General features: G+C 70.3%; 16 protein-coding genes. 10 read left to right on the top strand and 6 right to left on the bottom strand.

All coding sequences use genetic code 11. From position 1 onward, the window contains the following. Positions 1-7 precede the first annotated feature (7 nt). The 3 genes from ED92_RS31655 to eccD are packed head-to-tail and all read left to right on the top strand — an operon-like array spanning position 8 to position 2,216. A complete protein-coding gene (locus tag ED92_RS31655; RefSeq protein ID WP_037345687.1) occupies positions 8-517 on the top strand; it encodes a hypothetical protein in 510 nt (169 codons plus the stop codon). Then, a complete protein-coding gene (locus ED92_RS31660; protein WP_016336001.1) occupies positions 514-843 on the top strand; it encodes a YbaB/EbfC family nucleoid-associated protein in 330 nt (109 codons plus the stop codon). Before ED92_RS31655 ends, ED92_RS31660 begins: the two co-directional genes overlap by 4 nt. Next, a complete protein-coding gene (gene eccD / locus ED92_RS31665; protein WP_037344807.1) occupies positions 840-2,216 on the top strand; it encodes a type VII secretion integral membrane protein EccD in 1,377 nt (458 codons plus the stop codon). Before ED92_RS31660 ends, eccD begins: the two co-directional genes overlap by 4 nt. Before the next feature lie 142 nt (positions 2,217-2,358). Here the strand turns inward: eccD and ED92_RS31670 are convergent, their stop codons facing one another. Then, on the bottom strand, positions 2,359-3,432 hold the full coding sequence (locus tag ED92_RS31670; protein ID WP_037344809.1) for a type VII secretion protein EccE: 1,074 nt from the start codon (positions 3,430-3,432) through the stop codon (positions 2,359-2,361). Between the two features lie 147 nt (positions 3,433-3,579). Between ED92_RS31670 and eccB the strand changes: the two genes are divergently transcribed. From eccB to ED92_RS31685, 3 genes are read left to right on the top strand one after another with little or no spacing between them, the layout of a single operon-like run. Further along, positions 3,580-5,004: a type VII secretion protein EccB gene (gene eccB / locus ED92_RS31675; RefSeq protein ID WP_037344811.1), complete on the top strand. Its 1,425-nt coding sequence runs from the start codon at positions 3,580-3,582 to the stop codon at positions 5,002-5,004. Positions 5,005-5,011: 7 nt separating this feature from the next. After that, positions 5,012-5,740 carry a response regulator transcription factor gene (locus ED92_RS31680; RefSeq protein ID WP_161791127.1) on the top strand — a complete coding sequence of 243 codons (729 nt, stop codon included), beginning with the start codon at positions 5,012-5,014 and terminating at the stop codon, positions 5,738-5,740. Further along, complete coding sequence (locus ED92_RS31685; protein WP_037344813.1) at positions 5,737-6,393, top strand: response regulator transcription factor; 657 nt, start codon at positions 5,737-5,739, stop codon at positions 6,391-6,393. Before ED92_RS31680 ends, ED92_RS31685 begins: the two co-directional genes overlap by 4 nt. A 21-nt stretch (positions 6,394-6,414) precedes the next feature. On the opposite strand, the gene ED92_RS31690 is transcribed toward ED92_RS31685, so the two are convergent. Next, on the bottom strand, positions 6,415-7,311 hold the full coding sequence (locus ED92_RS31690; RefSeq protein WP_037344816.1) for an SMP-30/gluconolactonase/LRE family protein: 897 nt from the start codon (positions 7,309-7,311) through the stop codon (positions 6,415-6,417). A gap of 68 nt (positions 7,312-7,379) precedes the next feature. On the opposite strand from ED92_RS31690, the gene ED92_RS31695 reads away from it, so the two are divergent. Continuing rightward, entirely contained in the window at positions 7,380-7,868 is a 489-nt protein-coding gene (locus tag ED92_RS31695; protein WP_037344819.1) for an Lrp/AsnC family transcriptional regulator, read from the top strand. Here ED92_RS31695 and ED92_RS31700 read toward each other — a convergent pair. Then, on the bottom strand, positions 7,816-8,610 hold the full coding sequence (locus ED92_RS31700; RefSeq protein WP_037345691.1) for a carbon-nitrogen hydrolase family protein: 795 nt from the start codon (positions 8,608-8,610) through the stop codon (positions 7,816-7,818). The two genes, ED92_RS31695 and ED92_RS31700, sit on opposite strands and share 53 nt — an antisense overlap. Before the next feature lie 84 nt (positions 8,611-8,694). Here ED92_RS31700 and hisD point away from each other — a divergent pair, with 84 nt between their 5' ends. The 3 genes from hisD to hisB are packed head-to-tail and all read left to right on the top strand — an operon-like array spanning position 8,695 to position 11,713. Beyond that, complete coding sequence (gene hisD, locus ED92_RS31705) at positions 8,695-10,020, top strand: histidinol dehydrogenase (protein ID WP_037344821.1); 1,326 nt, start codon at positions 8,695-8,697, stop codon at positions 10,018-10,020. Further along, a complete protein-coding gene (locus ED92_RS31710; protein ID WP_037344823.1) occupies positions 10,017-11,117 on the top strand; it encodes a histidinol-phosphate transaminase in 1,101 nt (366 codons plus the stop codon). The genes hisD and ED92_RS31710 overlap by 4 nt, the downstream gene beginning before the upstream one ends. Then, positions 11,114-11,713, top strand: coding sequence for an imidazoleglycerol-phosphate dehydratase HisB (gene hisB / locus ED92_RS31715; protein ID WP_007029930.1), 600 nt, complete (start codon positions 11,114-11,116; stop codon positions 11,711-11,713). Before ED92_RS31710 ends, hisB begins: the two co-directional genes overlap by 4 nt. Before the next feature lie 17 nt (positions 11,714-11,730). Here hisB and ED92_RS31720 read toward each other — a convergent pair whose 3' ends face one another. From ED92_RS31720 to ED92_RS31730, 3 genes are read right to left on the bottom strand one after another with little or no spacing between them, the layout of a single operon-like run. Further along, entirely contained in the window at positions 11,731-12,303 is a 573-nt protein-coding gene (locus ED92_RS31720; protein ID WP_037344827.1) for a dihydrofolate reductase family protein, read from the bottom strand. After that, complete coding sequence (locus ED92_RS31725) at positions 12,303-12,773, bottom strand: SRPBCC domain-containing protein (protein WP_037344830.1); 471 nt, start codon at positions 12,771-12,773, stop codon at positions 12,303-12,305. Before ED92_RS31725 ends, ED92_RS31720 begins: the two co-directional genes overlap by 1 nt. Then, positions 12,770-13,108: a helix-turn-helix transcriptional regulator gene (locus ED92_RS31730; protein WP_037344831.1), complete on the bottom strand. Its 339-nt coding sequence runs from the start codon at positions 13,106-13,108 to the stop codon at positions 12,770-12,772. Before ED92_RS31730 ends, ED92_RS31725 begins: the two co-directional genes overlap by 4 nt. Positions 13,109-13,187: the final 79 nt, after the last annotated feature.

The following is a 13,187-nucleotide window of genomic DNA, read 5'->3' on the forward strand; positions in this document are numbered from 1 at the left end:
GAACGACATGGCGACACAGGACCGGGTCTCCCTTCCTCTCGGCTTCGACATCCCCGAAGGGTGGGTGCCGGTCGAGCCGTCGTCCGTGGGTGCCGAGGGCGCGGTCTTCGTGGCGGTGCACCGCGGGACCGCGTCGGAGTTCACCCCGAACATCACCCTGAGCGTCGGGCAACGGCCGGACCAGGCGCAGATCACCGACATCGCCGACGAGGCCGTCGAACGTCTCGGCCGGTCCATGGCCGCGCTCGAAGTGGTGCGGCGCAAGGTGATCGGCACCGGGATCGCGCCGGGCGTGACGCAGGTGCTGCGTATCCGCACCGGCGAAGGACAGGACCTCGTCCAGACGCAGGTGCAGCTGACCGTGCCGGGGGCGAGCCCGGCCGAGCGGCTGATCCTCGAGATCGCCTGCACCGCGACCCCCGAGGCGGCCCGCGGCCTCGGCGACGACTTCCGGCGGTTCGTGGGCAGCGTCCACGTCCGGCGGGATACCACCGCAGATGAAGGAGAAGACTCGTGACCACCGACCCCTACGCCATGCCGGACATGGACGAGTTGCTGGACCAGGTCCGCAAGCAGACCGAAGAGGTGCAGCGCATCCAGCGTTCGGTCGAGGCGATGGAGGTCAAGGCGCACTCCCGGCAGAACGAGGTCACCGTCGTGCTGCGCGGGGACGGCCGGTTCACCTCGATCGACATCGACCCGCGCGCGGTGCGTCAGTACGACGCGCGCAACCTCTCGGAGATCGTGCTGGAGGCGGTCAACAACGGGCTGCAGAAGCTGGCCGAGGCCAGCAGCGCGAAGTTCGCCCCGGTCATCGAGTCCGCCAAGTCGATCGAAGCATGACGGCCGCGATCGCGGGCTCCACCCGGCGCGTCACGGTGGTGACACCGCGGGCGCGCGTCGATGTGGCGCTGCCGCAACAGAGCACGTTCGCCGAACTCGTCCCGCAGCTCGTGCGGCTCGCGGGTGCTTCGGGGCAGGCGTCGGCCGAACATCCCGGCTGGGTGCTGTCCCGCCTCGGCGGCGCGCCGCTCGCGCTCGGGCTCACCGTGGCCGCCGCGCAGGTGCGCGACGGCGAAGTACTCCATCTGACCCCGCGGGAACGCCCGCGGGGTCCGCTGCTGTTCGACGACGTCGTCGATTCGATCGCCAGCGTCGCCGAGGCCGGGACCGGCCGCTGGGGACCGTCGGTGGCACGCAAGGCGGGCATCGTCGCGTCCGTGGTGCTGCTGCTCGCCGGTGGGCTGCTGGTGCAGGCGGCGGCGTCCGGGAGTGTGCTCGCGCCGATCGGGACCGGGCTGCTCGCGCTGGTCCTGGTTCTCGGCGGCGGCGCGCTGAGCCGCGCGTACGGCGATGCGGAGGCCGGTGCCGCCGGTGCCCTCGCCGGGGTCGGCGCGGCCCTGCTGGCCGGGATGTCGATCCTGTCGCCGCACCCGCTGTTCTCCCTGTCGGCGGGACCGCTGGCCGCCGGGCTCGCGGTGGTGACCGTGTACGGCGTGATCGCGGCCGTTTCGGTGGCGGACCGGTTGCCGTGGTTCGTCGCGGTGACCGTCGCGGCCGGACTCGGCGCGATCACCACCGCCGTCGTCCTGCTGGCCGACGTCCGCCCGGTTTCGGCGGCCGCCGTGGTCGCCGTCGTGGCGACGGCATTGGCCGCGGTGGCGCCGATGATGGCGCTGCGGCTCGGCAGGCTGCCGCTGCCGCGGGTGCCGGACGACATGGACTCGTTCCGTGCCGACGAGAACCCTTCGCTCGGCGAGGACATGGTCGGCGGGACGACGTACGCGCAGGCGTTGCTGACCGGGCTGCTCGTCGCGCTCGGGCTCGTCGTGGTCTCGGCGTCGGTGGTCCTGTCGTCGTCCGGCGGAGCCTGGGAAGCGGGGCTGTGCGCGCTGCTGGGCCTGGCGCTGATGCTGCGCTCGCGTGCGTTCGCCGGCCGTTCGCAGCGGCTCGTGCTCGTCGGTTTCGGGGCGGCGGCCTTGGTGGCGGCCGGTTTCTGGCTCGCCGCGAGTGGTCCGCGCTCGTTCGTCTTCGCCGCCGGTTGTGCCGTCGTCGTCGCGGCGGGCGTCTGTCTCACCTACGCGACGCGTGTCGCGAAGGGACGGCGTTCCCCTTACTGGGCAAGGACTCTCGATATCGTCGAGTTCGTGGTGCTGCTCTCGCTGATCCCGTTCGTCGGCATGATCGCGGGCGTATACGAGGCCGTGCGAGGCTGATCCCTCTCTTCCCGCATTTCGTCCTCTGAATGCGATCGTTGCGCGACGCGACGATCGCATTCAGAGGACGAAATGCGTCACGTCCGTGGAGGATTCCTTCCCTACCCTCAGAGAAGAAAGGAATCCTCCACGGACCGTCCCCTCAGTTCTCCAGCGCCAGCGGCAGGGTCCGCCGGACCGCCGCCGCGTGCCGTCCGTGCAGCGGGGTCACCGCGATCCCGTTCGGCCGCACCGTTTCCGCTCCCGGCCGCCCGCCGACCCGGATGGTCACCTCGGACTTCTCGCGCCCGCCGGGGGAGCGGTACAGCGTGTACGAAGTCGCGGTGAACGCCGAGCCGGGGACGTGAAGATCCAGTGTCCGCGCGAGATCCCGCTCGGACCGCGGCCGGTAGCAGACCTGCGACGCGCCGCCCCAGTCCCAGGAACGCCAGCCGTCGACCGGCGCGCCCTGGCCGCTGCCGAGCGCGACACGCAGGTTTTCCGCCACCTCACCGGCTTCGAGCACGGTGCTCTCGAACCCGGCTTCGGCCAGCGCGCCCATGAGGGACAGCGCCGCGCACGCGGTGCTCCGCAACGCGCCCAGTTCCCCGCCGCCCCTGGCGAGAGCCGCGATCGGCGCGTCCTCGGGCCGGTACCGGACGGTGAGCCAGCGAACGCGCAACACCGACTGTCCATTGGGGACTGTCCAGGTCAGCAATTGCGCGCTGGACAAAGGGATTCCGGTGCTCGTGTACGCGTCACGCAGGATGCCGACGAGCAGGTCCGGCGTCGGCGCCACGGCACCGGGGGTGAGCCGGACGATCGCGCTCCATCCGTCGCTCACCTCGGCGACGCCGAACCGGTTGCCCGCGCGGTCGACGTGCTGCCGCACCCGGACCGGGCCGGCGAGCCGGTGCAGCGGATCGGGGACTTCGGGCTTCTCCCGGCGCTTCAGCCGGTAACCGGCCCAAGTGAGCAGCCAGCCCGCGACATGGCGTCCGGCGAAACGAACCGAGGTCGTCAGCACGAGGACGCCGGCGACGGCGGCGATGCTGATCCGCGCGGCCTGCGGGACCCCGTCGACGGTGAAGGCCAGCAGGATCGCGATCCCGGCGATCTCCCAGAGCGCCGCCTGCAGCGGGCGGACCGGCAGCAGCCAGGGCAGAGGCGCCGCACCCGCGACACCTCGCGCGGGCGCGTGTTCCTTGGCCGGGCGGGCCGGGGCATCAACCGACAAGGACTTCCCCTTCTCCGTGCACGCGCCCGACGGTAACCCCGCCCCGCGCGGGGGAGGGGCGTAAAAAATACCCTCACCGCGAACCTGGGCCGGACCTAACGTGAGCACCCTCGGAACGGGTGGGCACGAACGGCGGGGGACGGGAGCGTGTGGACGCAGCGGGACCAGATCCAGGCCTACCAATTCCTCCGCAGGAGACTGGTTTCGGCACTGGTCTCGGCTGACGCCAACCATCCGGTCGCCCCGAGCCGCAGGCTCGTCATCGGCACCCTGTGCGGCCTCGGCGTGGCGTTGCTCGTCACCGCGGTGTTCGGCGTGATCGGCCTGCTGAACCCCTCCGGCGGCAAAGACTGGCTGGCCGGCGGCAAGGTGATCGTCGAGGAGGGCACCGGCGCCCGCTACATCCTCGGCCAGGACGGTGCTCTGCACCCGGTGCTCAACTACGCCTCCGCGCGGCTGATGGCGGGCGGCAACGGCGAGGCCACTGTGACCGTCCCATCGGACAAGCTCGCGAAGGCGCCGAGGGGTTCGCAGATCGGCATCCCCGGCGCCCCCGATTCGCTGCCCGCGGCGGCCGCGCTCGTCAACACCCCGTGGACGAGCTGCTCGCGCACGACCCAGGACGCGCCCGCGTCCGCCGAACCGGAGACGACGGTGCTCCTCGGCGCGCCCGCCGCCGGGATCGACCTGCCGAGGGATCAGGCCGTCGTGGTCCGCGTCCCCGAAGGGGAGCGCTACCTCGTGACGGCCGGGCGCCGCTACAAGCTCACTTCCGAAGCCGCCACGGCGTTGCAGTTCGACACCTACCCGGCGATCGCGGTGTCCTCCCGGTGGATCGGCACCGTCGCCGCCGGACGCGATCTGGCCTACCGCGCGGTCGAAGACGCCGGGCGGCCCGGCCCGAAGGTCGGCGGCGTCTCGACGAAGGTCGGTTCGGTGCTCGGGGTCGTCGACGCGATGGCGTCGCCCAACGACGCGACGTCGTACTACCTCGTCCGTGCCGAGGGGCTCGAACCGATCGGCCAGACCGAGGCGAGCCTGCTGATCAACACCCCGCAGAACGCCGACGCCTACACCGGCGTCCCGGCGCCCGTCGCGGTACGCGCGGCCGACGTCGCCGCGGTGGCGAAGGTCGGCACGGCGAGGGCGGGTGGGGCCGATCCCGCGGAGTATCCCGACCGGATCCCGCGAAAAGCGCCCGTTACCGGACAGTCCGTGACGTTATGCGCCCAGGGTTCTCGAATCGTTATCTCCGCACAAGTCCCGTTGCCGCAAGGTGCGAAGGCGATCCCGGTGACGGCGCGGACGGACGCGTTGGTCGCCGATGCCGTCTTCGTGCCCCCGTCGGGAGGCGCGGTGGTGGCGGAATCCGGTTCCGGCACGGTCTACGTCGTCACCGATACGGGCCAGAAGTACCCGGTGGCGAGCACTGAGGCACTCGCTTCCCTCGGCTACGGCCAAGCCGAACGGCAACCGGTTCCGAATGGATTGCTGGCACTGGTTCCGCGCGGTCCCGCGCTGGATCCGGCGCAAGCGGGTCGTGCGGTGTCCGCGGCGGGTGGGACGGGGTGATCGGAACGTGCAGCTGACCGAAGACAGGCCGGAGACCGACCGGGTCGACGTCGCGGTGATCGAAGACCATCCGTTGTACCGGCACGCCGTCGTCCGGGTCCTCACCGAGGCCGAAGGCATCGAACTGGGCGCGGTGGTCGATTCGGTCGCCCGGTTCCACGTCCACCCGCAGCCGCCCGGCAGCGTGGTGCTGCTCGACCTCGGCCTGCCGGGGATCGCCGGGGCGGCGGCCGTGCTCCAGGTGTGCGAACTGGGGCATCACGTGCTCGTGGTGTCCGCGCAGGCCGAGCCCGAGCAGGTGCTCGGCGCGATCGCGGCCGGTGCCAAGGGATTCCTGTCCAAGGACGTCGACGTCGACGAGCTGCTGACCGCGATCAGGACGGTCGCGCGCGGCCGGGCCTACGTTTCCGCGGTGGTGGCCGGAATGATCATCAAGGACAACGCCGACCGTCCCGCGTCCGCTCCGGACGTCGCGCTCTCCGCGCGGGAGAAGCAGGTCCTGCGGCTCGTCGCGGCGGGCGAACGCGACGTCGACATCGCCCGCATCCTGGGCATCGGAGTTCGGACGGTCCGCGGTTATCTGGACCGGATCCGTGACAAACTCGGAGAGAGAAGGCGGGCCGGTCTGGTCCGCAAGGCCATCCAGCTCGGGCTCGCGTCTCCGCCGGAGGTGCCCGGTCCGTCTCGGCCGGTCGCGCCCCGCGCCGACGCGGGCGGATTCGAAGGACGCCGGTGAACGCAGACGAGCAGCAGCCGAAACGCAGCACGCCGATCAACGTCGGGGTGATCGAGGATCATCCGCTGTACCGGGACGCCGTCGCGCGTGTCCTCACCGAAGCGCCCGACATCGAGCTGGGCGCCGTCGCGGACTCCGTCGCGCGGTTCGCCGTCCAGGAGCAGCCTCCCGGCAGCGTGGTCGTCCTCGACCTCAAGCTGCGTGGTGTCCAGGACGCCGCCGCGGTGCTCGAAGTGGGGCAGATGGGGCACAAGGTGCTCGTGGTGTCCGCGCACGCCGAGCAGCCCGAGGTCCTGGGCGCCATGCAGGCCGGGGCGAAAGGCTTCCTGTCCAAGGACGTCGACGGCGACGAACTCCTGCGCGCCATCCGCACCATCGCCGACGACAACGCGTACGTGTCGCCGACGCTGGCCGGGATGATCATCCAGGACAGCGAAGACCGCCACGCCGGGCCCAAGATCGTCCTCTCCGAGCGGGAGAAGCAGGTCCTGCGGCTCGTCGCGGCGGGCGAACGGGACGTCGACGTGGCGGAGATCCTGAACATCAGCGTGCGGACGGTGCGGTCCTACCTCGACCGGATCCGGGACAAGACCGGCGAGCGGCGGCGCGCCGGCTTCGTCCGCGTGGCGATCCGGGAAGGCCTGCTGCGCTAGACCCCCTCCGCGTTTCGTCCTCTAAATGCGTGGGGCCGAGAAGTTCACCCGCAGCGTGTACACCGAACTGGACGCGGTGATGAACAGGTCGTTCCGCCGCGGCCCGCCGAAGGTCAGGTTCGAGCAGACCTCCGGCACCCGCAGCTTCCCGATCCGCGTGCCGTCGGGCGCGAAGCAGTGCAGGCCGTCGTGCGCGGCGGCCCAGACCCGCCCCGCGGCGTCCAGCCGTATCCCGTCGAAACCGCCGGCGTCACTCGTCGCGAAGACCTCGCCGCCGGAAAGCCGACCGTCGTCCACCGAGAAAACCCTGATGTGGCTGGGCTTCTGCCGCGTGTCCGCGATGTAGAGCAGCGACTCGTCGAGCGAGAACGCCAGCCCGTTCGGGCGCGAGAAGTCGTCCGCGACGATCCGCACCGAACCGTCCACCGGATCGACGCGATAGACGTGACAGGCGCCGATCTCGCTCTCGGCTTGATGGCCCTCGTAATCGCTGTCGATGCCGTAACTCGGGTCGGTGAACCAGATCGCGCCGTCCGAGGACTCGACGACGTCGTTGGGGCTGTTGAACCTCTTGCCCTGATAGGTCTCCGCGAGGACGGTCGTCGTGCCGTCGTGCTCGGTGCGGGTCACCCGGCGGTTGCCCTGTTCGCAGCTGACGAGCCTGCCCTGCCGGTCGACGGTGTGCCCGTTGTGGAATCCGGCGGGCTCGCGGAACACCCCGACCGCGCCCGTGGTCTCGTCCCAGCGCAGGACCCGGTCGTTCGGGATGTCGCTGAACACCAGGTACCGCCCGGCGGGGAAGTAGGCGGGGCCCTCGGTCCAGCGGCAGCCGGTGTGCAGCCGCTGCATCCACTCGTCCCCGTTGACGCGGGCGAACCGCTCGTCGAGCATTTCGAACTGCGCCTTGACCATGTCCATGAGAACCCCAGTGTTCCGAATGAAATATTGCGATCATCATGAACCGCCGAACTTGATATGGTCAAGGCATGGATGACATGGATCGCATGTTGCTCACCGCGTTGCAGCAGGACGCGACTCAGGCGTATGCCGCGCTCGGCAAGACGGTCGGGCTGTCCGCGGGCGCCGCGCACGAGCGGGTCCGCAAACTGCGCGAACAGGGCGTCATCCGGCGCACGACCGTCGACGTCGACCCGGCGGCAGTGGGCCGGGGCGTGATGGCGTTCGTGCTGGTCGAGGCGGGCTCGTGGATAGGCGACGCACCGACGAAGGCCGCGCTGGAAGCGCTGCCGGAGGTCGTCGAGGCGCACATCATCGCGGGCCCGGCCTCGCTGCTGGTGAAGGTGCGCACGCCGACCACCGAAGAGCTGCAGGCGTCCTTGCGCAGGCTGTACGCGATCGAGGGCGTGACCGGGACACAGACGATCGTGGTGCTCGAATCCTTCTTCGAGCGCTCGGTGGACGCTACAGGCGACGGTTCGCCAGAACCCCCGTCGCCGCCCGCGCCTTCCCGCTGACCGCGGGGTCGACGTCGACGATCACCAGTTCCGGCCCGGCGCCCAGCTGGGTGTGGAGGCGGCCGAAACCGTCGGACACCGTGGAGTAGCCGATCCCGGTCGGCGCCTTGGGGTTCACCGGGGTCGAGGTCGTGGCCGGGTCGGCCTGCCCGCAGCCCAGCACCCAGCAGCCGGAGTCGAGCGCGCGGGCGCGCACCAGCACCTCCCACTGCTCACGTTTGCCTTCGCCCGCGCCCCAGGACGTGGGCACGAGGACGATGTCGGCGCCGTCGTCGGCCAGCTTCCGGAAGAGTTCGGGGAAGCGGATGTCGTAACAGGTCGCGACGCCGAAGGTCACGCCGTCGACCTCGAAGGTGACGGGCGCGGTCCCCGGGGCGACCGTGTCCGACTCGGCGAACCCGAACGCGTCGTACAGATGGATCTTGTCGTAGCCGAAGTGATGCCCGGCACCGGTGACGAGCAGCGTGTTGCTCACGCGTCCGTCGGGCGACGGCGTGAACATGCCCGCGACGACCACGACGCCGTGCTCGTCGGCGAGAGCCGCCACTGTGGACGCCCAGGGGCCGTCCAAGGGTTGCGCGACGGGTGCGAGCGGGATGCCGAAGCGCGCCATCGCCGCCTCGGGGAACACCACGATCCGCGCGCCCTCGGCCGCCGCGGCCGTCACGCCTTCGCGAATCAGCTTCAGGTTCGTTTCGGGATCCTCGGCCGCCGTGAGCTGGCACAACCCGATTCGCGGCACGGAGGCCTCCCTCATCGTGGGATCGCTGGTCACCACCCCAGTGTGCCTGCTCGGGGCGATCCGGCCACCTCGTACCCTTGACCCATGCTGAACCGTACCGACCTGCGTGGACAGGTCCCGTCCGTTGCCGAACTCAGGAGCACGCTCCCGCGTGCCGAGTACGACGTGGACGCGGCGCTGCATCACGTACGGCCGGTGGTCGAGGCGGTCCGCGATCGCGGCGTCGAGGCGGTCCTCGAGTACACCGAGAAGTTCGACAAGGTCCGTCCCGGCGGTGTCCGCGTGGCCGCCTCAGAGCTCACGAGCGCGCTCGCGAACCTGGACCCGGCCGTCCGTGAGGCGCTGGAGGAGTCCATCGTCCGCGCCCGCAAGGTCCACGGCGATCAGCGCCGTCAGGACGTCACGACCGAGGTCGTCGACGGCGGCACCGTCACCGAGCGCTGGATCCCGGTCGAGCGTGTCGGGCTGTACGCGCCGGGTGGGCTCGCGGTGTACCCCTCGACCGTGGTGATGAACGTCGTCCCGGCGCAGATCGCCGGTGTCGGCACGCTCGTGCTGTGCTCGCCGCCGCAGGCCGCGTTCGGTGGGCTCCCGCACCCGACGATCCTGGCCGCCGCCGAACTGCTCGGCGTCGACGAGGTCTGGGCCGTCGGCGGCGCGCAGGCCGTCGCGCTGCTCGCGTACGGCGGCACCGACACCGACGGCGCGATTCTGGAGCCCGTCGACATCGTCACCGGGCCCGGCAACATCTACCTCACCGCGGCCAAACGGCTGCTGCGCGGCATCATCGGCATCGACTCCGAGGCGGGCCCGACCGAGATCGCGATCCTCGCCGACGAGACCGCCGACCCGGTGCACGTCGCAGCCGACCTGATCAGCCAGGCCGAGCACGACCCGCTCGCCGCGAGCGTGCTCGTCACCACGTCCGAGGAACTCGCGGACGCCGTCGACAAGGAACTCACCGGTCGCGTGGCCGCGACCAAGCACTCCGAACGAGTGACGGAGGCCTTGGGCGGCAAGCAGTCCGGCGTCATTCTGGTGTCCACTGTGGACGACGGGATCCGGGTCGTGGACGCGTACGCCGCGGAACACCTGGAGATCCAGACCGCGGACGCGCGTGCGGTGGCGGCCCGTGTGCGCAACGCCGGCGCGATCTTCGTCGGGGCGTACGCGCCGGTCTCGCTCGGCGACTACTGCGCCGGGTCCAACCACGTCCTGCCCACCGGCGGATTCGCGCGGCACTCGTCCGGGCTTTCGGTGCAGAGCTTCCTCAAGGGCGTGCACGTCGTCGACTACAGCCAGGACGCGCTGCGCGAGATCGCCGGCCGCGTCGTCGCGCTGGCGAACGCCGAAGACCTGCCCGCGCACGGCGAGGCCATCACGGCGCGGTTCGAGGGGGAGCGGGCATGAGCATCGGCGAGGAGATCACGCTCGACGCGCTCCCGCTGCGGGAGGACCTGCGGGGCAAGACCCCGTACGGCGCACCGCAGCTCGACGTGCCGATCCGGCTCAACACCAACGAAAACCCGTACCCGCCGCCGGACGCGCTGGTGGCCGACGTCGCCGAGGCCGTGCGCGCCGAGGCCGCTTCGCTGCACCGGTACCCGGATCGCGACGCCGTCGCGCTGCGCCAGGACCTCGCGGACTATCTCGCGGTGTCCACCGGTGTGCTGGTCTCGGAGTCGAACGTGTGGGCCGCCAACGGATCCAACGAGATCCTGCAGCAGATCCTGCAGGCCTTCGGCGGTCCCGGCCGGTCGGCGCTGGGCTTCGAGCCGTCGTACTCGATGCACCCGATCATCTCGGCGGGCACCCGCACCGACTGGCTGCCGGTGCCGCGCCGCGACGATTTCACGCTCGACACCGAGAAGGCGGCCGCGCTGGTGCGGGAACGCCGTCCGGACATCGTGTTCGTGACCAGCCCGAACAACCCGACCGGCGGGTCGATCCCGTTCGACGAGTTGCGCGGGCTGCTCGAAGCGGCGCCGGGCATCGTGGTGGTCGACGAGGCGTACGCGGAGTTCTCGTCGCAGCCGAGCGCCGTCGAGCTGATCGAGGAGTACCCGGCGAAGCTGATCGTGTCGCGCACGATGAGCAAGGCGTTCGCCTTCGCGGGCGGACGGCTCGGCTATCTCGCGGCGGCGCCCGCGATCGTCGACGCGCTGCAGCTGGTGCGCCTGCCGTATCACCTCTCGAAGCTCACGCAGGCCGCCGCGCGCGCCGCGCTGCGGCACGCGGACGCCACCCTCGCCTCGGTCGCCAAACTCGCGGCCGAACGCGACCGCGTGGTGGAGTCGTTGCTGGGCTTGGGATTCACGCCGGTTCCGAGTGACGCGAACTTCGTCCTCTTCGGACGGTTCGCGGACGCGCCCGCGACCTGGAAGTCCTATTTGGACAACGGCGTGCTGATCAGGGACGTCGGCATCGCCGGGCACCTGCGGGTGACCATCGGCACGCCGGAAGAGAACGACGCCTTTCTCGAGGCCAGCAAGGAGGTGCCGCGATGAGTCGCGTCGGCAAGGTGGACCGCACCACCAAGGAATCGTCCATTTCGGTCCAGCTCGATCTGGACGGCACGGGGCAGGTGGAGATCGACACCGGTGTCCCGTTCTACGACCACATGCTCACCGCGTTCGGCGTGCACGGCTCGCTCGACCTCAAGGTGCAGGCGACCGGTGACGTGCACATCGACGCGCACCACACCGTCGAGGACACCGCGATCGTGCTCGGCCAGGCGCTGCGGCAGGCGCTCGGCGACAAGAGCGGTATCCGCCGGTTCGGCGACGCGTGGATCCCGATGGACGAAACCCTCGCGCACGCCGCGATCGACGTCTCCGGGCGGCCGTACTGCGTGCACCTGGGCGAGCCCGAGCAGTTCAACAGTTTCACCATCGGCGGGAACTACCCGTTCGTGCTGACGCGGCACGTGTTCGACTCGCTGTCGTTCCACGCGCAGATCGCGTTGCACGTGCGGGTGCTGCACGGCCGGGACCCGCACCACATCGCGGAGGCCGAGTACAAGGCCGTCGCGCGGGCGCTGCGTGCCGCGACCGAGCCGGACCCGCGAGCGGGCGGCATCCCGTCCACGAAGGGCGTCCTCTAACCCCCGCATTTAGAGGACTAAATGCGGCCGGTGGGGCGGTAGGTGGTGAGCTGGACGCCGGACGGAGTCGTCGTCGAGCCGACGAAGTCCAGGGCCTGGGCAGGCGTTCCTTCGGCGAAGAAACGCTTGCCCGTGCCCAAAAGGAGCGGGTAGACGGCCAGCACGACTTCGTCCGCGAGTCCGTTTTCGAGCAACGTCGACGTCAACGTGGAACTGCCCGAGAGGATGAGGTCCGGTCCGTCCTGCGCCTTGATGCGGCTCAAGGCGGTGACGATGTCCGGCCCGATCCCCTCGAACGGGCCCCATTTCAGGCTTTCCGGCCGGTGGGTGACGACGAACTTCGTCGCCGCCTTGATCCGGTCCGCGAACGGCTCGCTCGGCGCGTCCGGCCAGAATTCCGACCAGAGGTCGTAGGTGCGGCGGCCGAGCAGCAGGTCGAAGCGTTCGGTGTGCGCGGCCAGGAGGGCTTCCCGGCCGGCGGGGGTCCGGTAGGGCATGTTCCAGCCGCTGTACGGGAAGCCGTTCTCGTCCTCGGAATGCTGGATCACGCCGTCGAGCGAGATGTGCTCGATGATCTTGAGCTTCCGCATCATGCCTCCAGCAGTGCGTCGAGCTGGGGCATCGCGGCGCGGAACCCCTCTTCCATCCCGGGAATCGTCTTTTCCATGGCTTCGACGCTGGAAAAGCGCGTCACATGGATCATCCGGGATCCCGTGGCTGTCGTCTCGAAGGTGAAAGTCATGGACGTGGGCATGTCCTCGTCGTCGCCGTCACCGTCCTCCGCCTCGAAGAAGTCGATGGGATTCACCGCGGCGAACTTCCAGGAATTGGGCCACTTCTCGCCGTTGGGCCCGGTCAGGAAGTATTCGGCGCGGCCGCCCGTCCGGAAATCGTGATGGGTGAACGTGGCGGGCGCGAACGGCGGCCCCCAGAAGCGTTCCAATTGTCTTGGATCCGCCCAAGCGGCCCAGAGGCGTTTTTGCGGAACGGGAAAGTCCGCCACGACGGTGAGCTGGAGTTTCTCGGGATCTTTGGTGACCGAGGTGATCGGCATCGTCATTCCCCTTCCCGGAGGACATCGTCGAGCTGCGCCACCCGTTGGCGCCAAAGGACTTCGTAGGAGTCGAGAAGCTTGGTGGCGCGCTTGAGCCGCTCGCGGTCGGTCGACACCAGTTGTTCGCGGCCGTTGGCGCGCTTCCGCACGAGCCCCGCGCGCTGGAGTACGGCGACGTGTTTCTGCACGGCGGCGAAGCTCATCTCGTAATGCGCGGCGAGCTCGGACACCGTCGGCGCTTCCGCGATCGCCCGCGCCAGGATGTCGCGGCGGGTGCCGTCGGCCAAGGCGCGGAAGAGCTGGTTGAGCGACTCCTCGCTCTCCTCACGAAGTACAACCATGTGGTTGTACGTTAGCCGGGTCCCGCCCCGGTGACAAGGGACGAGCCCGGCGCGGTCCGGCTCGCGGGCGTGTGGCAGG

The sequence above is a fragment of the Amycolatopsis sp. MJM2582 genome, assembly GCF_000754115.1.
In the GTDB taxonomy this organism is placed as follows: domain Bacteria; phylum Actinomycetota; class Actinomycetes; order Mycobacteriales; family Pseudonocardiaceae; genus Amycolatopsis; species Amycolatopsis japonica.